The sequence below is a fragment of the Antarctobacter heliothermus genome (assembly GCF_900188425.1).
Lineage (GTDB): Bacteria > Pseudomonadota > Alphaproteobacteria > Rhodobacterales > Rhodobacteraceae > Antarctobacter > Antarctobacter heliothermus.
Window position 1 is genome coordinate 1 of record NZ_FZON01000043.1, and the last position, 19,149, is coordinate 19,149.

18 protein-coding genes and 1 pseudogene are annotated in these 19,149 nt (G+C 63.3%); 2 read left to right on the forward strand and 17 right to left on the reverse strand.

Annotation, left to right across the window (positions count from 1 at the left end):
* A pseudogene (locus tag CHB90_RS18360) lies at window positions 1–321 on the forward strand (aldehyde dehydrogenase (NADP(+))); the annotation flags it as partial.
* 94 nt (window positions 322–415) lie between these two features.
* Here the strand turns inward: CHB90_RS18360 and CHB90_RS18365 are convergent.
* The 16 genes from CHB90_RS18365 to CHB90_RS18440 form a co-directional block, all read right to left on the reverse strand.
* Window positions 416–1,219 carry a methyltransferase domain-containing protein gene (locus tag CHB90_RS18365; protein WP_089279310.1) on the reverse strand — a complete coding sequence of 268 codons (804 nt, stop codon included), beginning with the start codon at window positions 1,217–1,219 and terminating at the stop codon, window positions 416–418.
* 90 nt (window positions 1,220–1,309) lie between these two features.
* Window positions 1,310–2,299: an ABC transporter ATP-binding protein gene (locus tag CHB90_RS18370; RefSeq protein WP_089279311.1), complete on the reverse strand. Its 990-nt coding sequence runs from the start codon at window positions 2,297–2,299 to the stop codon at window positions 1,310–1,312.
* On the reverse strand, window positions 2,296–3,249 hold the full coding sequence (locus tag CHB90_RS18375; protein WP_089279312.1) for an ABC transporter ATP-binding protein: 954 nt from the start codon (window positions 3,247–3,249) through the stop codon (window positions 2,296–2,298). Before CHB90_RS18375 ends, CHB90_RS18370 begins: the two co-directional genes overlap by 4 nt.
* Window positions 3,246–4,181 carry an ABC transporter permease gene (locus CHB90_RS18380; RefSeq protein ID WP_245823297.1) on the reverse strand — a complete coding sequence of 312 codons (936 nt, stop codon included), beginning with the start codon at window positions 4,179–4,181 and terminating at the stop codon, window positions 3,246–3,248. Before CHB90_RS18380 ends, CHB90_RS18375 begins: the two co-directional genes overlap by 4 nt.
* Window positions 4,178–5,107: an ABC transporter permease subunit gene (locus CHB90_RS18385; RefSeq protein ID WP_089279313.1), complete on the reverse strand. Its 930-nt coding sequence runs from the start codon at window positions 5,105–5,107 to the stop codon at window positions 4,178–4,180. The genes CHB90_RS18380 and CHB90_RS18385 overlap by 4 nt, the downstream gene beginning before the upstream one ends.
* Window positions 5,108–5,259: 152 nt before the next feature.
* On the reverse strand, window positions 5,260–6,876 hold the full coding sequence (locus CHB90_RS18390; protein WP_089279314.1) for a peptide ABC transporter substrate-binding protein: 1,617 nt from the start codon (window positions 6,874–6,876) through the stop codon (window positions 5,260–5,262).
* 190 nt (window positions 6,877–7,066) lie between these two features.
* Window positions 7,067–7,861, reverse strand: coding sequence for a hypothetical protein (locus CHB90_RS18395; RefSeq protein ID WP_089279315.1), 795 nt, complete (start codon window positions 7,859–7,861; stop codon window positions 7,067–7,069).
* Window positions 7,858–8,199, reverse strand: coding sequence for a hypothetical protein (locus CHB90_RS18400; RefSeq protein ID WP_089279316.1), 342 nt, complete (start codon window positions 8,197–8,199; stop codon window positions 7,858–7,860). The genes CHB90_RS18395 and CHB90_RS18400 overlap by 4 nt, the downstream gene beginning before the upstream one ends.
* An 84-nt stretch (window positions 8,200–8,283) precedes the next feature.
* Entirely contained in the window at window positions 8,284–9,135 is an 852-nt protein-coding gene (locus CHB90_RS18405) for a dynamin family protein (RefSeq protein ID WP_089279317.1), read from the reverse strand.
* Window positions 9,132–11,135, reverse strand: coding sequence for a dynamin family protein (locus CHB90_RS18410; RefSeq protein ID WP_170941109.1), 2,004 nt, complete (start codon window positions 11,133–11,135; stop codon window positions 9,132–9,134). The genes CHB90_RS18405 and CHB90_RS18410 overlap by 4 nt, the downstream gene beginning before the upstream one ends.
* 49 nt (window positions 11,136–11,184) lie before the next feature.
* Window positions 11,185–12,363 (reverse strand): hypothetical protein, encoded by a 1,179-nt coding sequence (locus CHB90_RS18415; RefSeq protein WP_141135925.1) that lies wholly within the window; start codon window positions 12,361–12,363, stop codon window positions 11,185–11,187.
* Window positions 12,360–13,256: a PP2C family protein-serine/threonine phosphatase gene (locus CHB90_RS18420; protein WP_089279320.1), complete on the reverse strand. Its 897-nt coding sequence runs from the start codon at window positions 13,254–13,256 to the stop codon at window positions 12,360–12,362. The genes CHB90_RS18415 and CHB90_RS18420 overlap by 4 nt, the downstream gene beginning before the upstream one ends.
* A complete protein-coding gene (locus CHB90_RS18425; protein WP_089279321.1) occupies window positions 13,249–14,223 on the reverse strand; it encodes an FHA domain-containing protein in 975 nt (324 codons plus the stop codon). The genes CHB90_RS18420 and CHB90_RS18425 overlap by 8 nt, the downstream gene beginning before the upstream one ends.
* A 16-nt stretch (window positions 14,224–14,239) precedes the next feature.
* Window positions 14,240–15,568 carry a serine/threonine-protein kinase gene (locus CHB90_RS18430; protein ID WP_089279322.1) on the reverse strand — a complete coding sequence of 443 codons (1,329 nt, stop codon included), beginning with the start codon at window positions 15,566–15,568 and terminating at the stop codon, window positions 14,240–14,242.
* Between the two features lie 196 nt (window positions 15,569–15,764).
* Window positions 15,765–16,367 (reverse strand): DedA family protein, encoded by a 603-nt coding sequence (locus CHB90_RS18435; protein ID WP_089279323.1) that lies wholly within the window; start codon window positions 16,365–16,367, stop codon window positions 15,765–15,767.
* A complete protein-coding gene (locus tag CHB90_RS18440) occupies window positions 16,364–16,729 on the reverse strand; it encodes a hypothetical protein (RefSeq protein ID WP_089279324.1) in 366 nt (121 codons plus the stop codon). Before CHB90_RS18440 ends, CHB90_RS18435 begins: the two co-directional genes overlap by 4 nt.
* A gap of 125 nt (window positions 16,730–16,854) precedes the next feature.
* Between CHB90_RS18440 and CHB90_RS18445 the strand changes: the two genes are divergently transcribed.
* Window positions 16,855–18,522, forward strand: a complete 1,668-nt coding sequence (locus CHB90_RS18445; RefSeq protein ID WP_089279325.1) for a thiamine pyrophosphate-dependent enzyme — start codon at window positions 16,855–16,857, stop codon at window positions 18,520–18,522.
* A 358-nt stretch (window positions 18,523–18,880) separates the two neighbouring features.
* Here the strand turns inward: CHB90_RS18445 and CHB90_RS18450 are convergent, their stop codons facing one another.
* Complete coding sequence (locus CHB90_RS18450) at window positions 18,881–19,087, reverse strand: hypothetical protein (protein WP_089279326.1); 207 nt, start codon at window positions 19,085–19,087, stop codon at window positions 18,881–18,883.
* Window positions 19,088–19,149 lie beyond the last annotated feature (62 nt).

Sequence of the window (19,149 nt, forward strand, 5' to 3'; positions counted from 1 at the left end):
CGGGTCTCTGGCGCCGACGAGATGGACCAACTGGCGCGCGGATTTGAGGGTCAGCTGACCTGCACGCTGCACATGGACGCGGGCGACACGGACCTCGCCCGCCGCCTGATGCCGGTGCTGGAACGCAAGGCCGGACGCCTCTTGGTCAACGGCTTTCCCACCGGCGTCGAGGTCTGCGACACCATGGTCCACGGCGGACCCTACCCCGCCTCCACCAACTTCGGCGCAACCTCCGTCGGCACCATGGCCATCCGCAGATTCCTCCGACCCGTCTGCTACCAGAACATGCCAGACGACCTGCTCCCCGACGACCTGAGGTGAGGCGAAGGTCGCGCTTTGAGACCAACGGTCCGGCGATTGATCGCCGGACCGTCGTCCATCACGTCAAGGGGGCGCATACGCTCGGTGACGCAGGTCAGATCGGCTTTGTGGTGATTGCGCTGATGAACAGAATGGCACCGTAGAAACTCCTATTGGCGGCGCGCCGTGCGGCCTCTGCCACAAGGGCCTCAGACAGGTCAGTCCCGCAATCGCCTGCCTTGGCCGCAGCCGCCACGCCCCGAGCAATCAGAGATTGCATGTAGGCGGGATCCCGGGTCTGGACAAAGCCATGCGCCGCCGTCGCGGGGTCGGCAAAACCCGCGTCTACCATCATGCGAGGCAACCTGCGCATGATATATGGGTCGTGGATCAGGTTACGTTGGGTCGCGGTCATGGCGGTTTGCAGCGGGTCGCCGTCAAACAACGCGACAGAGTTTGTTGCATAATCGCCGTCGAAGATTGCCAGCGTTCCACCGGGTTTGAGCACCCGAAATGCCTCTGCAAGGGCGGCGCGGGGGTCGGGCAGGTGGGAATAGACCGTGTGCGCCACGACGACGTCAAACATCGCATCCGGTTGTTGCGTGTTCACCGCATCTCCGATGGCAAAGCAGAGGTTGGATCGATCTGCGAACCGCGCGCGCGCCCGGGCCAGAAATCCTTCGGCGGGGTCGACCGCGGTCAGGTGTGCCGGGCTGATGGATCGTAGCAGCGACTCTGTGCTGGCGCCATTTCCACAGCCGACTTCCAACACCCGGGCACCCGGTTTCGGCAGTTTACCCATGTACGCGGCGCAGATTTCCTGCATGGCAGGATCTTTGGCCCGGTCGTCCATGGAGGCAGCAATTGCATCAAGAACGGTGTCGGGTTGATCGGAAATGCTCAGGTACAAATCGGTCATGGCGCGCTCCTCAATGGCCGCTAATATATTCTGAATCTCCGTTTTCCGATTCAGATGTCACCGGTTCCTTGTCGCGGCAAGGTCGGCGCATCAGGCTGGTTCGGTTGCGCCTTCCAGCAGGCAGGCCACCTGGCGACCGTCGCGGGCCACCAGCGGTGGACGGATGCGGGCGCAATCGGCAAAGCGTTTCGGGCAGCGCGACTGGAACAGGCAGCCCTTGGGCAGGTTCATCGGGCTGGGCAGATCGCCGGTCAGCAGTTGCGGTTGGGTGCGGACGCGCGGGTCCGGGACCGGCACCGCCGACAACAGCGCCTGCGTGTAGGGGTGGCGGGGATCGTGGACCAGATCGCGCGCCGGGGCCATCTCCATCATACCGCCCATGTACATCACCAGGATGTCGTCCGAGATGTGACGCACCACGCCCAGATCATGCGCCACAAAGATCAGCGTCAGCCCCATTTCGGCTTGCAAGTCCTTGAGCAGATTGATCACCTGTGCCTGAATAGACACGTCAAGCGCCGAGACCGGCTCATCACACAGCAGGATCTGCGGTCGGGCAATCAGCGCCCGAGCAATGCCGATGCGCTGGCACTGGCCGCCGGAAAACTCATGCGGAAAGCGGTTCATGTTACGCTGCGGGATGCCGACGCGGTCGAGCATCTCGATCACCTTTTGTCGCCGCTCCTTTGCGGAAAACTCGGGGCGGAAGTAGATCAACGGCTCTGCCACGATTTCACGGATGGTCATGCGCGGGTTGAGAGAGGCCATCGGATCCTGAAAGATCATCTGCATCACACGGCGCAGGCGCTGCATTTCGGCCCGGCGGCGATAATCGATCTGTTCACCGTTCAGCGCAACAATACCATTGTCGCGCGGCCCCAACCCGGCTATCGCGCGCACCAGCGTGGATTTGCCGCAGCCGGATTCGCCCACAACGCCCAGCACCTTGCCGGGCATCAAGTCAAAGCTGACGCCGTTGACCGCGTGCAGCCGTCCCGGCGGCGACCAAGGGAACCGCTGTCCCTGCCGGTGTGGAAAGGTCACATGCAGATCGCGGACGGAAAGCAGCGGGTCGGTCATGTCAATTCCTCTACCGGACGGATGCAGGCGCGCCCGTCCTGCATTGTAGGCAAGATGCGGTGGCATTCGGCAATCGCATCAACGCAGCGCGGCGCAAAGGGGCAGGCTGTGGGCGCCCCGGTCTGGTTAGGCGGGCTGCCGGGGATCGCCGACAGCTCTGCGTCGTCCTCGGTGATCCGGGGCACGGCGCGCAACAGCCCACGGGTATAGGGATGCCCCGGCGCATCGAACAGCGACAGCGTCGGTGCCGCCTCCATCATGCGACCCCCGTAAAGGACCATGGTGTCCTCACAGAAGCCCGCAACCACGCCAAGGTCATGGGTGATCAGCAGAACGGCGGTGCCCATGTCCCGCTGGATGTCGTCCAGCAACGCCATGATCTGCGCCTGGACGGTCACGTCCAACGCGGTGGTCGGCTCATCGGCAAGGATCAGGCGCGGCTTGCAGATCAGCGCCATGGCAATCACGATCCGCTGCCGCATCCCGCCCGAAAACTCATGCGGATAGGCCTTGAGCCGGTTCTTCGCATCCGGGATCTTGACCGCGTCCATGACGTCCAGCGCGCGTTTGCGTGCGGCGCTGCGGCTGGCGCCTTCGTGCAGTTCCACGACCTCTCCCAACTGGCGTTCGATGGTCATGTAGGGGTTCAGGGAACTCATCGGGTCCTGAAAGATCAGCGCAATTTCCTTGGCACGCAGACGGTTCAGCTCGGACCTGGACAAGTCCAGCAGATTCCGCCCGTCGTAGAGGATTTCGCCCTCCACCTCGGCGTTGCGGGCCAGCAGCCCCATGATGGCCAGCGCGATCTGGCTTTTGCCCGATCCGCTTTCGCCAACCAGTGCCAGTTTCTGCCCCTGCGCCATGTCAAAGCTGACATCGTTGACCGCGTGGATCTTGCCGTCGCCCGAGCGGAAACGGATCTTGAGGTTCTTTACGGACAGCAGGGTCATCGGCGATCCTTGGGGTCGAGGGCGTCGCGCAATCCATCGCCGATGTAGTACAGTGACACCTGCGCGATCACGAAAAAGGCGGCGGGATAGCCCAGCTGCCAGAGCGTGCCGAACGTCATGGTCTTGGCCCCCTCTGAGATCAGAGCGCCCCAGCTGGTATTTGGTTCCTGAATGCCGACGCCCAGAAAGGACACCAGGCTTTCGGCCATGATGACTTCTGGGATGACAATCGAGGTGTAGATCACGATCACCCAGAGGATGTTGGGGGCAAGGTGTTTGAAGATAATGGCAAAATCGCTCATCCCCAGCATCCGCGCGGCATCGACGAATTCGCGGTTCTTCAGCATCATGACCTGACCGCGCACGATCAGCAGACCGGCGGTCCAGTTCACAAGGATGATGACAAGGATCATCTGCGTCAGCGACCGTCCAAAGAACGCCTGCCAGACCACAAAGAAGATGATGTAGGGGATCGAGATCCAGATGGTGTAGAACCCGACGATGAATTGGTCCAGCCGGCCGCCAAAGTAGCCCGCCAGCGCGCCCAGCGTCGCCCCCAGCAGCACCGCCAGCGGCCCGGCGACAAAGCCCACCATCAGCGAGGTGCGCGACCCTTGGACCACGCGGGCAAACAGGTCGCGGCCCAGTTCATCAACGCCAAAGTAGTGACCGTTTTCCCAGTTCGGTCCACCCTCGGTCTTGATCCGGCCCAGCACGTTCCAGTCGATCTCTTCATAGCTCCACTGGGCAAAGGCATGGCCAAAGATGGCAAACAGCAACAGGGCCAGCAACATGAAGATGGAAAACACCGCCAGGCGATGGCCCAGGAAACGGCGGCGTGCGTCGGCCCAGAAGGACCGCGACGTGATCATCTCCTCAGAGACGGTTTGGGCGAACTCTTGGGAATTCAGGCGTTTCTTTGCGTCTGTCACAGGTTGCTCCGCACCTTGGGGTCGATCCAGGCGTACATGAGGTCAAGCAATAGGTTCAGCGTAAAGGTCAGCAGGCTGTACAGCACCGCTAGCCCCAACAGCATCGCGTAATCGCGGCTATAGGCGCCGTCGATGAAATCCTGCCCGATCCCGCCGGTCGAAAAGAACACGTCGATAAAGACCGATCCGGTGATCATGTAGACAAAAACCGGCCCCATGTAGGTCAGCGTCGGCAGCAGCGCAGGTTTCAGTGCATGCCGCCAGATGATGGTGCGTTCGGGCAGCCCCTTGGACCGGGCCGTCAGGATAAAGGGCGCGTTCAACACCTCAAGCATGGACCCGCGCGTCAGGCGCGCGACACCGGCCATATAGGATGTCCCTAGCGCAATCGCCGGCATGATGATGTATTCCCATTGCCCGCCGTTCCAGCCGCCGCCCGGCAGCAACCCCCAGGAGAGGGTGAACAGCAGCACAAGGATCGGCGCGAGGACGAAATTCGGAAAGATCTGGCTGAAGATGGCCAGGCCCGTCATCGTATAGTCCCAGAAGCTGTTGTGCCGTAGGGCCGCTACGATCCCCAGTGGGATGCCCAGTACCAGAACAAAAACTGCCGACCAGAAACCATAGGTGAGCGTTACCGGAAACCCTTGGGCGATCACATCGTTTACCGTCCGGTCCTTTTGGCTAAAGCTGGGGCCGAAATCGAAGTGGAAGACGATATTCTTGATGTAGGTCCAAAGCTGGACATACAGCGGTTGATCCATCCCGTAGCGTTCCAGCACGTTCTTCATCACCGCAGGCGGCAAGGGTTTTTCCGAGGTGAAAGGCCCGCCGGGGGCCAGTCGCATCAGGTAGAAGGAAAAGATGATCAGCACCAGCAGCGTCGGAACAACCGTCAGAATGCGGCGCAGGGTGTAGTTGAACATGAAGGGTCCAGTGCAAAGCGCGTCGGGCGCGAAACCCCGTCCCGGGCCTGACCCGGGGCCTCTTGCCAGCAGCAAAAGACCCCGGATCGGCGACAGGGCAGAGGCCCCGGATCACGTCCGGGGCGGTGGGTCGCCAGATGGCGCTGTCGTGCTTACTCGGCGACCTTGTACAGATCTTTTGCGTACCAGGTCTGTTCGACGTTGTTGATCGGCCAGCCCTGGATCGAATCGCTCAACATGATGTTGGTCGAATAGTGATAGATCGGGATCACCGGCATCTCGTCGGCAAGGATCGCCTCGACCTCGGCATACAGCGGATTGGTGTCCTGCGAGGATTTCGCCTCTGCCATCAACTCATCCACGCGGGCGTTGCTGAACTTGCCGTCGTTATAGCCCGACTGCGAGGTCAGCAGGTCAAGGAAGGTGGACGCCTCGTTATAGTCGCCACACCATGCCCCGCGCGCCAGTTCAAAGTTCTGGTTGCCACGGGTCTCAAGGAAAACCTTCCACTCCTGATTTTCCAGCGTCACCTCGACGCCCAGCTTTTGCTTCCACATCTGGCTGGCAACGATGGCGATCTGCTGATGCGACTCCGAGGTGTTGTAGAGATAGGTGAACGACAGTTTTTCGCCGTCCGGGCCATAGCCTGCCTCGGCCAGCAGGTCCTTGGCCTTCGCGTCCCGCTCGGCCTGGGTCATGTTGGCATAGGCAACCTCGGGGATCTCGAACCCGTCGGTGGCACCGGGGGTAAAGGTATAGGCCGAAAACTGGCCACCTTGCAGCACGCGATCCACGATTACGTCGCGGTCCAGCGCGTAGGACAGCGCCTGACGCACGCGCACGTCCTGGAACGGCTCTGGCCCGTTCTTGACGTTGAAGGTCATGTAGTAGTTGCACAGGCGCGGCAGGGCATAGGCCTCTGTCGGGAACTCTTCTTTCAGGGTCGGGTACTGGCCGGACGGAATCTCGGTCTTGTCGACCTCACCGGCGCGCCAGCGGGTCAGGCCCTGCGCGTCATCGCCGATGACCAGCGTCACGACCTTGTCGAGCACGGTCTTGTCGTTGTCCCAGTACATCTCGTTGCGCTCACGCACAGAGCGTTCCTTGGGGACGTGTTCGGTCAGGACATAGGCACCGTTGGTGACGATGTTTTCGGGCCGTGTCCATTCGGACCCGTGCTCGTCGATCACCCATTTGGGCGAGGGAAAGGTGGTCGCATGGCTGACCATCTTGGCGAAATAGGGCAGTGGCTGCGACAGTTGCACAACCAGCGTGTGATCGTCGGGGGCCGAGACGCCCAGATCGGTGATCGGCTTTTCGCCCGCGATGATGGCGGCGCCGTTCTCGATCGACATCAGTTCCATGTACCACGCATAGGGCGAGGCCAGTTCGGGCTCGACCGCGCGCTGCCATGCGTAGACAAAATCACCGGCAGTGACGGGGGTGCCGTCCGACCATTTGGCATCGTCGCGCAGGGTAAAGGTGTAGGTCTTGTTGTCTTCGCTCACCGTGTGGCTGAGGGCGACGCCGGGCACGATTTCGCCTTCGGCGTTCTGGTTGTACAGCCCTTCGAACAGGTCGCGCACAACCTCGGAGCCGTTCACATCCTCGACAACCTGCGGGTCGAACGACGAAAACTCATCCAGCACCCGGTAGGTAAAGACCTGCGTGGCTGCAAGCTGCGTGCCTTCAGGGACGTCGGCGGCATAGGCTGCAGTGACCAGCGTGGTTGACAACAGCATAGGAATAATCGCGGAACGAATTTTCATGGTTCTCCCCTTGGTTTGATGATTTTGGCAAAGCGTGCCTGAGTTGTTCGCCGTTGCAAAGGCTTTTCTCAACAGCGAAAGGCGCGTCGTCGGGTCAACCGGAGGCGGTATGCATGGGCGGTGACTATCGGCACCCGGTGTCAAGGCAGGCGTGGGGGATTGTGTTGCCAGATCGTGGAGTCGTGGCCCGTCAGGCCGGGTCGCAGAACAGGGGGGTATTGGCCATGTTGGCCCAATAGGCCGCGATCTCTGGCAGGCAGTCGGCCACAAAGATCAAGGCCACCGGACCGGCCTGAGAGAGGATCAGTCCGAGTGCCAGATCTGGGTTGGCCTTGGGGGTGAAGAACAGAATTTCGTTTTCTTGCAATATGTTGTTATGATCTCCAAGACCGTCGAAAACGCAGTCCGCAAAGGCGCGCACATCGTCGGCAAGGGTTTGCCCCGGTTGGATCGCAAGAGGTGCCTGGCCGGGACGGCAAATCGCGATCAGTACCTCGTCCGCGGCCTCGATCAGACAGGCCAGGCGGTCGGGCACGGCAAGGTCGAACGGGGTCAGACCCAAACAGTGCAGGATTGCCGGGCAGGTCAGCCCTGCGTGCGCCGGATCTGGCGCGGACTGTGGTGCCGAGGTCGAAAACGTGATGACCTGCTCACCCGGAAACGCCCTTGAAAGGAACGCGGCAACCGGCCCCAGATCTGCGGGTCGCAACGGACGACTCATCAGGTCCGCAGACCCTGTTCGCAACGCGTCCGAAGCGTCGACCAGTTGGATCAGGTTCCCGGCCGCAGCCTCCAGCGCAAGCAGCAGGCCGGTTTCGTCCGAGATTGTCAGTATGCGCGGCAAGATGCAGGCCGCGACCGCATCCAGCACAGCGCCGAGCGCCTCTTCCGACGTTGCGGGGATGATCCTTCGTGGGCCGGTGCCCAGTGCTGCCGCTCTGGACAGGATGGTGCCAAGTTCGGCGGGCAACCCATCCGCGGTCATGCCATGCGGTCCCGTTGAAAAAGGTCGGCACCGGCTGCGCAGGCCGCACCAAGGTTTGCCGCCGGTCCGAACAATCCGCAAATCATCTCTTCCGCGTCGTCGGGTGATTGCACAAAGACCCGGCTGCCGGTGGGTCCGGACAGGATGGCGGTGCCTGTCGCGGCAAAAGTACCGGAAAATACAGATCGCGCCAGATCGCAGAAGTGATCCAGCCGTTCCTGACCGAAATGAACATCGCTGTCGGACATCAGCACCGTGCTCGTCGACAGATCGACAAGCATCAAGAGTTCGCAACAGGCTATACCGGCGCGATACCGGGAAAGATCGTCATGGGTCATGGGGCCGCCCTCACACCCCAGTCATGGCCCGCCGTGGGTTAATTTCACCTTACGACCGATAATAAGTCCGGACCGAAATACGGCTCAGGCCGGCCTGTTTTCCGACCCCTCGTGATGGCCCCGGGATTTGCTGCGGGTGATCCGGCGCGGCACAACCCGACCGGGGCGGACGGCGCTGGCGGCGGCAGGGACGGGCTGGGATTTCGGGCGGGCCGAATTGGCAGACGCTGCATTGCGCGGGTAGGGGGTGTCCAGCCCTTCGAGCGCATGGCACAGGAACTCTACCAGCGCGGCGGCGCCTGTCGCGGCCAGCACCTCCTGGTCGTCGCGTCCTGCCAGTGCGCCGGTCAACGAGATCGGCAATACGTCCCGAAACAGTGCCCCGGCCTCGCCCCGGACACGGGCCATCACCCGGGCACGATCACGTTCGGTCTGCATCTGGTCGATGCGGGTGACCAGCAGCAGGCTCTTGGTCCAGAGCAGCGGCGGCACCTGTTCCCACAGGGCGGCCTCTGATTGTCGCCACGCCTGATTGGCGGGGGTGCACCAGATCGCAAGATCGACCTCCGGCAGGAAACGCGACCAGAAATCCGGGGCCATGTTGGGGTCGGCGGTGCCGGGCATGTCGATCAGGTCGCAGGCGTGCAGGATGTCTGCCTCCAGCCCGACAGAGATCATGCGCGTGTCGTCGGGCTGCACCTGCGACCAGTCGTCCATTGGCAATGGCGCCGACGCACCGTCAATGGTGATGCGCTGCGCCTCTGGCGCACCCTGCCTGTACCAGACCGGCGGCAGTTGGGTCGCAGTTACCTGCACCGGAGAGCTGTCCTGCCCCAGCAGCAGGTTCGCCAGCGTGCTCTTTCCGGCGCTGAATTCGCCCATCAGGGCGACTCGCGGTTTGCGGGGTTTGGCGACGGTCGGGGGCTCTTGTGTCATCGGGCTGACCTCTTGAGGTGGTTCTCGGGGGCGGTGGGGCGCAGGTCGACAGAGGGCGGGGCGGCACCCTGTTGCGCCAGGCCAAGGATTATGTCGCGCTGCCCCTGAACAAAGTCGGCAAGGGTCTGACGCAAGGCCTGTGCAAAGGGGGCGGCACATTGGTGGTGCAGCGTGTCCACAACCGGCCTTGTCTCTTCATGGATCAGCCGGGCGAAATCCTCGGAAAAGGCCTCATACCCGCGCTGCCGACGCCAGAACCGCGCCCACCAACTGCCCCGCAGGTCAAGCGCGATGGTCTGGCCAAGGCTGATCGGCGCTGGCACGGCGGGCAGGGGCGGCGGCGCAATGGACGGCCCGTCAGAGGCCAGACCGAAGGCGTGCTGGTACAGCGCATTGATGTCGCTGGCGGCGGTTGTCAGAACCTCTGTGCCGGTCTTGCCAGCGCCCTGGGCAAAGACCTTGTAGGCGCTGCGCAGCAGCATCCGCAGGCCGGAGGGATCATAGGTCCAGATCTCGGCCTCGCCGAACTGTTCCAGGTGCTTGACCAGCGACCCGGTTGCCCGGCCCAAAAAGGCGCGGCGGGCATTGTCGGTGCGCCCGGAAAAACTGTGTTGAACCTTGTCCAGCCCGGATTCGAGAGCGGCGCAGGCGCGGTCCTCGATCTGGTCGAACTGCTGAACCAGATCCTGCGGCGAAATTTTCAACTGTCGCTGCGCGGTGTGGCCCTTGTCGGCAGGCTGTGGCCTTGCCGCCAACCCCGTGCGCAGGTTTCCCAGCGCCACCGCAAGCGACTCTTCCAGACGCGCGCCGGGGCCCTTGTCGATCCGCTCTGCAATGGCATCTCCCAGCGCGCGCAGCCCGGACAGATGCCAGATAATCTCACGCGGGGACAATTGCGCCAATGCGCCGGTCACATGCGTCTCGGCCCAGGATACAAGTGCCTGCGCGCTGGCTGCGCCCAGTTCGGCAAAGCTGCCCGCGACCGCGTGATGGGCCCAATAGCCGCTGCCAAACAGGATCTCGGCCTCTTGCGGCCCGTCGAACTTGCGCAGGGTCTCGACAATGCTGGCGCGGATTTGCGGCACCGCCTGCACCGGGTCAGCCAGTTCGTCGATGCGGTTGACAAAGATGATCACCTCACGCGCCTTGACGTTGGAAATCAGCCGGATCAGCCCAAGGTCCACCGACGACAGCGCCTGTTGCGCCGACAGGACCACCACACACAGGCGGCTGCCGCGCAGCGCGTTGATGGTGATCTGTTCGCGGATCATGAAGGTGTCGTTCACCCCCGGCGTATCGCGTAGGCACAGGGGCAACGGCAGGTCCGGCCCGGCAAACCACAGATCGGCGGATTTGGTGATATCGGCAAAACGGCCCTGATCGGGGCTGCCGTCGGCCTCCTCCCAGAAATCGTCACCAAGGCAGACGTATCGCTGGATCAGCGCCTTGTCGAAAGTTTCGTAATCGTGGGTCTGGCCCAGCAGCATCTGGAACTTGCGCCCAAGCCGTGCCTTTGATTTCTCGCGCATCTCATCCAGTTGCGCGCGGACCTTTTCCAACTCATCCTCTGCACCGGCGCGGGCGGCGATCTCTCCGACACGGCCGCCCTGACGGATCAGATTGTCCCATTCGTCATTGGTGAAGAAACGGAACGACGATCTGCGGTCCTGCGGGCGCATCTGCGGTTGCATGTGCAGTGAGGTGACGACAGAGGTCCACGGATTGACGTCGGCAGGCAGCAGATCGGGCCAGCCGGTGAGCGCGTTCACAAGCGTTGTCTTGCCCGCCTTCACCTGACCGATCAGCGTCACGGAAGGCTCGAAGCCGCGCAGCTGGCGGCGCAATTCGCGCGCCTGATGGGCAATCGACTCCTCGTCGCACCCGGCCAGATCGACCAGTGACGTATCCAGTGCGCCAAGGCGGGTGGCCAATGCGCCAAGCCCGGAAAACGCACTCAACGCGGGCCGGTCCTTGGGCGTTGCGGGGGCCTGCGATGTCATCTGCGATGCCTCATGTTGTTTGTGCGAACGTTCCATGTGTGTTGCGCTTTCAGGCGGCCAGCCGTTCCTGAATATCGTGGCGGACCTGCAGCAGCAGTTGTGCGGCGTCGCCCAATTGCTCTGCGCCGCCCTCTATCCGCAACAGCAGGGCCAGGTCGTGGGCCTCGGTCACTTGCGTGGCCAGATCGGGCCAGGTCTCTTGCAGGGCGTTGTCACCGGCCACCCGGTCGGCCAGAGCCTCGAAAATCTGTTCGAACTGCATCAGGAGGCTGTCGGCGTCGTTTGCGGCGCCATCGTGCAGCCTGAGCATCATATCCCCGGCAGACGTGCGGACCGCCTGAAACAGCCGTGCCAGTTCGTCAATGGCTTCGGGCGGCCTCTGCGGTGCTACGGTGCGCATTGCAGGATGCGGGACGATGGCAGCTGGGGTGTCCGCTGCTGACGGTGCGCTGGTCTCTGTCGGCGATGGCCGCACGGGCCGCACGGGCGGTGCGCCGTTGCGTTGCAGAAACATCTGCGCGGCATGAATATCGTGCAGGCAGGCGTCTTTGATGGTTTGGTCCAAATAGGTGGTCAGGTCCGAAAACCCGACTGCCCCCACCTGACCGGTGCTGCTGAACCGGGCCTCAAACCCATTTGTCGCCGGATCACATCCCACCTGGGCGGCCCCGGTGACAAACAGGATCGCGTGATTGCGCAGGCTGTCCGGGGCGGCGTGCCAGGTGTGCCGTTCCGCCTCTGACCAATCCGCCGTACACCACAGCGCGATGTCAACACGGGGCGCGGCCCATGTCAGACCGGCCTGCAGATCCTCGGCGCACGCCTCGGTCGAGACAAGCAGAACACAACGTCCCGCCAGTGTTCTGTCGGGGGATGTTACCTGCATAAAGACCGGCTGCTGCGCCAAAAGGGCCGTGTCCGGCAGGCCGACAGCCTCAAGCCTGCTGCCATCCGCCAGCATGGCCGTGGTTGTGGGCTGCGGGCCATGGGTAACCTCCAGGGTTGGGGACCAAGCCGGGTCGTCGGCCATGGCAAACCCGGTCAGAGCGTGTAGTACGCGCCGCTTTCCGGACCCGGGCAAGCCAAACAGGCCGATCCGAACCGGCCTGTGCAATTTTTCCAGCAGCGATGCGCAGGTCGCCCCGGCCCGCGCGGCCAGCCCGCCGCGTTGCTGCAAGGCCGCTAGTTCCGTGAGTGTCGCCGACCTGAGTGTGTCCTGATCTGTCACGGACCCGCCCTCCGGCCCTCGGCGCGCAGCGCTCGGCTGCGGATCGGAAAGAGATGCCGGGCCAGCCCAGCCAACTGCGATGCGATCCGCGCGCCGGACAGCGATGGGGACACCACAGGTGCCACATGAATCACGACCAGCGTGACGTTGTCCTGTTGCGGGGCCTTGTGTATGCAGACCGCGTCCAGCAGCGCGCGGGTCATCGCCATGCTACCCTTGCGGGCGGTGCGCCGGAGGGTCAGGGCGATTTCTGTCTCCGACAGGACATTCAACCCGTCGCTGGCCAGAACGACGGTATCGCCGGGTTCAAGCGTCAGGGCATCGGCCGGACAGTCGACGTGCGGGACTTGACCACCTGTCACGGCAGAGGTCAGGCAATGGCGATGCGGGTGTTGCGCGGCGGCGCTGGCCTCCATCGCGCCATTTTTCACCATCAGATCCAGTTGGATGGCCATGGAATGCAGTTGGTTCAACTGCTTCAACTGACCGTCGCGGAACAGGTAAAGCGGGCTGTCGCCGACCGACATCCAGCGCAGGGCGCGCCCCTCTACGGTGACGCAAACCAACGTGCCGCCGGTGTCGGCACTGATGTATCCGGCGTCAATGTGCTGTTTCAGACGTGCGTTTGTCCGCTCCAGCGCGGCGCGAAAAACCTCTCCCTGCGTGTCTGAGCATCGGTCCGGGCGGGCCGCTGCAAGGTACATCTCGCCGAACATCTCGCTGGCCAGGATGCGACCCGCCAAATCCCCGTCGTCATGTCCGCCCATGCCGTCCGACAACACGGCAACCCCCGGCATGTCGCCTTGCGGAAATTGCGCGATCACCGCGTCTTCTTGCCGACTGCGGGCGCCGATGTACTGGCCGCTGGCGGCCTCCGCCACCAGGTCAGTCATTTCCGCTCACCGGCGCATCGGTGTCGACCCAGGAAAACCCGTCGCCGCACAGCCCGACAAAGCGCAGTACGGTCTTGCCAATCCTGACCGTGTCACCGTCGCTGAGTTCCTCGGTGGTCAAAAGCGGCCTGTCATTGTGGCGCACGATGTTGCTCTTGCCGCCGTGGCCGATGTAGGTCCGGCTGTCCTCGTCGTCATGGGCGATAGAGATATGCCGCTCACGCGAGATGCTGGTGTCGCCGAAATCCAGCGTGACGGTCTGGTCCGCGTCGCGTCCGACGGTCGACAGACCCGCCGTCAGGGTAAAGGATGCGCCACGGCCGGGGCCGTCGATGACGACGATCCAGCCAATCGGAAAGCGCGGCGCGCTGGCCGTGCCGCTGGCTGCGGGGGCGGCAAAGGGGTCGGGGCCGACCGCTTCGGTGTGAAAGCCCAGAAGCCGTGTCTTGACCCGTTCAGAGGCTGGGCGCGCGGCGTGGTCTGGGGACGCGGCCAGCCCGGCGGCGCTGAGCGCAAGCGGTGATGGCGCGGCGGCGGGGTCTGTGTGCAGCGCGCCTGACACGCCGGAATGGACGGGGGCGGCTGCGGGGGCCGAAGGTTCCAGATCCCAGATCTTTGGGGCGCCACCGGTGCGGGTCGCGGAGAGGGGCTCGACGGCGGAACCGTCAAGGCGATCGACACTGCAATCATCCAGGGTTGCCGGACCGGGTTCTGTCGGGAAAGCGCACTCCGGGTCTGAACCGGACGGTTCCCATTCCCGGCGGGGCGAGGGCTGCGGTCGCTCTGGCCTGGGTATGTGGTCACGCGCAGCGCGGGCGCTGTCTTTGTCAAAGGTCCGAAGGCCCGGGGTCGTGGCGACACGCGCGTGCAACTCTTCCCACGGATCGACCTGCGGTTCGGGGTTGGTCTCGGGGGCAGGGTCCGAAACGGGACGTCGTCTTGCAATCAGATTCCTGATGCCCTGCATTTCAATTCACCTTTTCTCAAACGTTTGTCCGGATGTCGTCGCGCGCGCTGCGCGACGGCCAGGGGAGCAGGGCACTCAACGAGAAAAGGCGCTGGCGCCGTATCGGGGCGGTAGGTGTTTCGATCCGCGAGCTTGCCAGCGCAGGTTCGGGGACCGTTTGGGGGGCCCAATCGGCGGGATCCTCGTTCAGGATGGCCCAGTATGCGCGCTCTGCCGCGCGCTTTTCCGAGTCCGGGTCCGGGGCCGTTGTCCGGGCTTGGGTCTCGGAGGCCGTGGCATGCGCTGAATCCGCCTTGATGGCCTGATGGTTGCTGGCCACAAGTTCGGCAATCTTCGACTCGATCTCGGGGTCATCTTGGTCATTTTTTGGCGGCCGGGTGCTTGTCGCTGCGGGTGGGGCCACAGCCGCTGTGGCCTGACGTCCCGACAGCGCGTCAAGCCACGCGTCCGCGCTTTGCAGACGGTCCTTGGCAAACAGGTTCAGGCATCTGTCGATCGCCGCCAGCAGGCGCTGATCCTGCGCCGGAAATCGCCCCAGCAGGGGGCGATAGGGGTCTGGTTTTTGTTCTGCCACAGCGGCCAGCCGCAGGCTGCTGTTGGGCGGCGGGTGCCCCTCGATCAGATGCACAAAGGTTGCGGCCAGCGCGTAGAGGTCACTGGACCGTGACTGTGCGCTGCCCGCGATATAGAACTCTTGCGGTGAATACCCGTCCTTGACCGTATGCACGCGCGACAACACGCGGCTGGCCTGACTGGCCCCCTGCCGTGCCGCGCCGAAATCGATCAGGACAGGTGTGCCCATCGTGTCCAGCAGGATATTGTCAGGGGAAATGTCGCGGTGCAGAATGCCGTTGCGATGCACATAGCCCAACGCCTGCAACAGGATCACCGCCAATTCGCGGATCGCCTCGGGGGTCAGGGCGTTGGGACTGTAGTCGATCATGTCGAACAGATCGGTCCCCTCGACAAAATCCAGCGCCATGTAGGCGGTGCCATTGGCCTCGAAAATCTGGTGAACGCCGACGATGTTGGGGTGTTGCAGATGCGCCAGCGCGCGCGCCTCTTTCTGGAACAATTCGACCGCGCGGCTGAAATCCACATCGAAGGTCTGCGATCGCAGGCGCACGGCCTCACCGGCGCGACAGCAGATGGCGTTGGGAAAACATTCCTTGATGACAACGCGGCGGCCCAGGCTGTCGCGCGCCAGATAGGTGATCCCGAACCCGCCGGCATTCAGGTATTTGTCGACGATATATTGCCCGTTGCACAGGGGCGTGCCGGGGGGCAACCCGTCGCCCACATGCTGCGAGGCTTCAGAAGCCTGGATCTTCGACTGATGCGTCATTCCGGGTCCTCCTGGCTGACGAGAGCCGCCCGCGATTTGTGTCAAACGGGGGGCGCTGCGCGGCGGATACCGTCAAATCATCAGCAAATGCGGTCCGGGCGGTGTTCGAAACTGGACGAAAACATGTCGCTTGGGCCGAGTTAAATTAAACCTTTACAATAGTTTGTCAGGAGTTTTGCCCATTGGGGCCGTCGCGTCACCGTGCCTTGCGGATCTTGCGCAATCTGAGGACCAGCAGTGCGGCGAGGGCCACGGTCATGGCACCAGAGACAATCATGCCCGACCAATCCGTGACGATAGCCGTCAGTTCCTCAAGCCGGCTGCCAAAGGCAAAGCCAAGCGTCACATAGGCCGTGACCCAGATTGTCTCTCCGGCCACGTCCCAGATCGTGAACCGCCAGCGTTCCAGCCGCGCCGCCCCGGCGATCAGGTTGACCCATGGGCCCAGCGGCGCAAATAGCCAGGTCGACAGGAACACGCCAATCCCGCCCCAGTGCTGGACCGTTTCGCGCGCCTGTCCGATCAGCTTGTGGCGGCCTGTGCGCCGGGCGATGGCGTCGATCAGCGGCGGGCCGCCCCAGCGCCCGATGTGAAACCCTGTTTGATCGCCGGCAACGGCGGCCACCCAGGCGGTGCCCAGAACCTGCCAGAACACCAGATCGCCCGCCGCCGAAAACCCTCCGGCGGCCAGCATGATCACCGCTGTCGGGATCGGAACGGCCAGGCAGGACAGAAACGCCGATCCGGCGACAACCCAGAGACCATAAGTCGATACAAGGGCAAACAGCGTGTCGGTCACGGGTGGGCCTCGCGGTGGCGTGCAATTGCGGCTTCCAGTTCGGCGATCAGCGTGTCCACAGGCACGTCCCGGTCAGCCGCCAGCTGGCCAAGCGTGAACCGCCCGCCCGTGCCGTCACGCGGCAGGGCCAGAGTATCGGCCACCATGTCCGGCGGCAGTCGCCACGAATGCGCAACATACCGCGGCGTCATCCAGGAGGCGGGCGGCACATCGCGGTGCGCCGGGTCGGCCCAGTAAATCGCGCCGGTCACAAAACGGCCCGCAAAGAAAAGCGTGCAGACAAGAGCCAAGACAAACGCCCCGGTCAGCCATGGTGCGTCTTGCCACAGCCGTTTGATGACGCCCGGTCGGGTTCCTGACATGCGGTTTTCTCCATTCTGTGCCGCCTGGGTCTGGCGCTTTGGGTTTCATCGTCCGGCGCTTGCCGCTACAAAACGGCAATGCACCGGGCCGTGCCGGTACCACACCATCTTCGGGGATATTCGACATGATACGCAACGGCGGGCAACTTTTGGTCGATTGCTTGATCGCATTGGGTGCGACAAAGGGCTTCGGCGTTCCGGGCGAAAGCTATCTGGCGGTGCTGGATGCGCTGCATGACACCGGCGGAAAGCTGGATTTCGTGCTGTGCCGGAATGAGGGCGGCGCGGCCTTCATGTCCGCCGCATGGGGCAAGCTGACAAACAGTCCGGGTATTTGTTTTGTCACGCGCGGTCCGGGTGTGACCAATGCCTCGATCGGGATTCACACCGCGATGCAGGACAGCACGCCGATGCTGATCTTTGTTGGGCAGGTGGGCACCGACATGAAGGGGCGCGAGGCCTTTCAGGAAATCGACTACCGGGCGGTCTTTGGCTCCATGGCGAAATGGGCGGTGGAGATCGACGATGTGGACCGCGTCCCGGAAATCCTTGCCCGCGCCTGGAAGACTGCCACCACAGGCCGTCCCGGCCCGGTGGTGATCGCCTTGCCAGAGGACATGCTGACCGACATGACAGTGGCGGCGCCGATCACCGGTGCCTCTGTCGTCCGGGAGCCATCGACGGATGCCGCGACCGTGGCGGATGTGTCGGCGCTGCTAAGCGGGTCCAGCCGCCCGCTGATCCTGATGGGCGGGACCAATTGGACCGATGAGGGCGCGGCAGCCCTGCAATCCTTTGCCGAGGCTTCTGGCATTCCGGTTATTGCGGCCTTTCGCTATCAGGACCAGTTCGACAATCACTCGGCGGTCTTCGCCGGAGAGGCCGGGGTGGGGATGCCGCCGCACGCCCGCCGCCTGCTGACCGAGGCGGACACCATTCTGGCCATCAACGTGCGCTTTGGCGAGATGACCACCGATGCCTACACGCTGCTGGAGGTGCCGGAACCTCGGCAAAAGCTGATCCATGTGCATGCCTCGGATGCGGAAATCGGCAAGATCTATGTCCCCGCGCTGGGCATACAGGCGGGGCCGAACGCCTTTGCCAAGGCACTGACCCCGGTCAAGGGCGGCTGGGAGGATTGGCGCGCGCAGGCGCGGGCAGACTTCGAGGCCAGCCTTGATGCCCCGGCGCAACCCTCACCCGTCGATATGGGGACGGTCATGCGCCACCTGACGCAGGTTCTGCCCGACGATGTGATCCTGACCAACGGCGCGGGCAACTTTTCCGTCTGGCCGAACAAATTCTTCAAATTCGGCCCCAAGGCGCGCCTGCTGGCGCCGCAGTCGGGTGCGATGGGGTACGGACTGCCCGCAGCCATCGCGGCGCGGGTGGCATGCCCGGATCGCATGGCGGTCTGTTTCGCGGGCGACGGCGATTTCCAGATGAACCTGCAAGAGCTGGCGACAGCGGCGCAGGCGGGGGCGCAACCGATTGTATTGATCCTCAACAACGGCATCTACGGCACCATCCGCGCGCATCAGGAACGGCACTATCCGGGGCGGGTGTCCGGGACAGACATGGTCAGCCCGGACTTTGCCATGCTGGCGCGGTCTTATGGTTTTCATGGCGAGCGGGTCGAGCGGACCGAGGATTTTGCGGCGGCGTTTGAGCGGGCCCGCGCCTCGGGCACCGGGGCGGTGCTGGATCTTGTGATCTCCGAAGAGGCGCTGACCCCGCGTCGGACCCTTAGCCAAATGCGTGAGGCGGCGCTGGCGGCGCAAGCTGCCGGCTAAGAGAGAATAGGCTGTCCACGCGTGGACAGCCTGTCGGTCATTATAAATCAATGGGTTGCAGAGGCGGTTTTACCTTTCGGTAACACTTGGGGCGGCCGGACGGGCCCTGAGTCATCGGCCCAGACCAGTGGTCGATCAGGGCCACGCGCGCCGCTCCGTAGGTTGCCCAAAACTGTCCGCGTCGTGTGATCTAATCCGTAAAACCAACCTGACCGGCCCTTTGCGTGCTTTGCCTGCGTTGAAAACGGACGTGTTGTTGGCCGTGCGCGACCTGTTCAAGTTTGGGACCGGCGGGGTGCAGGTCAAGGCCCATGGCAAAACGGATGTGTTTCGGTTGCCGCCAATCAATAGGAGTAGGTCATTCCGGGCCTTGTTGCGCGGCGATGGCGTCTGCAATTATTTTATAGGCGGTGGCAACATCCACACCGGCGCTGATGGCGCTCTGCTCCGTCGTGCCGCCATGCGCATAGCAGTTGAGCACATCGGCGATCACGGTCCGGTTGATGTCGCGATGCGTGGTTTCGTCTGCGGCGGGGCCTTCGCCACCTTGCTTTTCAGGGTCCATTTTCACTCATCACGTCTACCAATGGTAACCTGAGCATAGACCGAGCGTTCGGCTGGAACCAG

What these genes read in the sequence shown, in the direction of transcription:
- CHB90_RS18410 (WP_170941109.1), bottom strand. Translation starts at nt 11,135, where the DNA reads ATGACATCGCAGGCCCCCGCAACGCCCAAGGACCGGCCCGCGTTGAGT.
- CHB90_RS18420 (WP_089279320.1), bottom strand. Translation starts at nt 13,256, where the DNA reads ATGACTGACCTGGTGGCGGAGGCCGCCAGCGGCCAGTACATCGGCGCC.
- CHB90_RS18400 (WP_089279316.1), bottom strand. Translation starts at nt 8,199, where the DNA reads ATGACCCATGACGATCTTTCCCGGTATCGCGCCGGTATAGCCTGTTGC.
- CHB90_RS18370 (WP_089279311.1), bottom strand. Translation starts at nt 2,299, where the DNA reads ATGACCGACCCGCTGCTTTCCGTCCGCGATCTGCATGTGACCTTTCCA.
- CHB90_RS18365 (WP_089279310.1), bottom strand. Translation starts at nt 1,219, where the DNA reads ATGACCGATTTGTACCTGAGCATTTCCGATCAACCCGACACCGTTCTT.
- CHB90_RS18450 (WP_089279326.1), bottom strand. Translation starts at nt 19,087, where the DNA reads ATGGACCCTGAAAAGCAAGGTGGCGAAGGCCCCGCCGCAGACGAAACC.
- CHB90_RS18430 (WP_089279322.1), bottom strand. Translation starts at nt 15,568, where the DNA reads ATGACGCATCAGTCGAAGATCCAGGCTTCTGAAGCCTCGCAGCATGTG.
- CHB90_RS18445 (WP_089279325.1), top strand. Translation starts at nt 16,855, where the DNA reads ATGATACGCAACGGCGGGCAACTTTTGGTCGATTGCTTGATCGCATTG.
- CHB90_RS18385 (WP_089279313.1), bottom strand. Translation starts at nt 5,107, where the DNA reads ATGTTCAACTACACCCTGCGCCGCATTCTGACGGTTGTTCCGACGCTG.
- CHB90_RS18405 (WP_089279317.1), bottom strand. Translation starts at nt 9,135, where the DNA reads ATGACACAAGAGCCCCCGACCGTCGCCAAACCCCGCAAACCGCGAGTC.
- CHB90_RS18390 (WP_089279314.1), bottom strand. Translation starts at nt 6,876, where the DNA reads ATGAAAATTCGTTCCGCGATTATTCCTATGCTGTTGTCAACCACGCTG.
- CHB90_RS18425 (WP_089279321.1), bottom strand. Translation starts at nt 14,223, where the DNA reads ATGCAGGGCATCAGGAATCTGATTGCAAGACGACGTCCCGTTTCGGAC.
- CHB90_RS18440 (WP_089279324.1), bottom strand. Translation starts at nt 16,729, where the DNA reads ATGTCAGGAACCCGACCGGGCGTCATCAAACGGCTGTGGCAAGACGCA.
- CHB90_RS18375 (WP_089279312.1), bottom strand. Translation starts at nt 3,249, where the DNA reads ATGACCCTGCTGTCCGTAAAGAACCTCAAGATCCGTTTCCGCTCGGGC.
- CHB90_RS18395 (WP_089279315.1), bottom strand. Translation starts at nt 7,861, where the DNA reads ATGACCGCGGATGGGTTGCCCGCCGAACTTGGCACCATCCTGTCCAGA.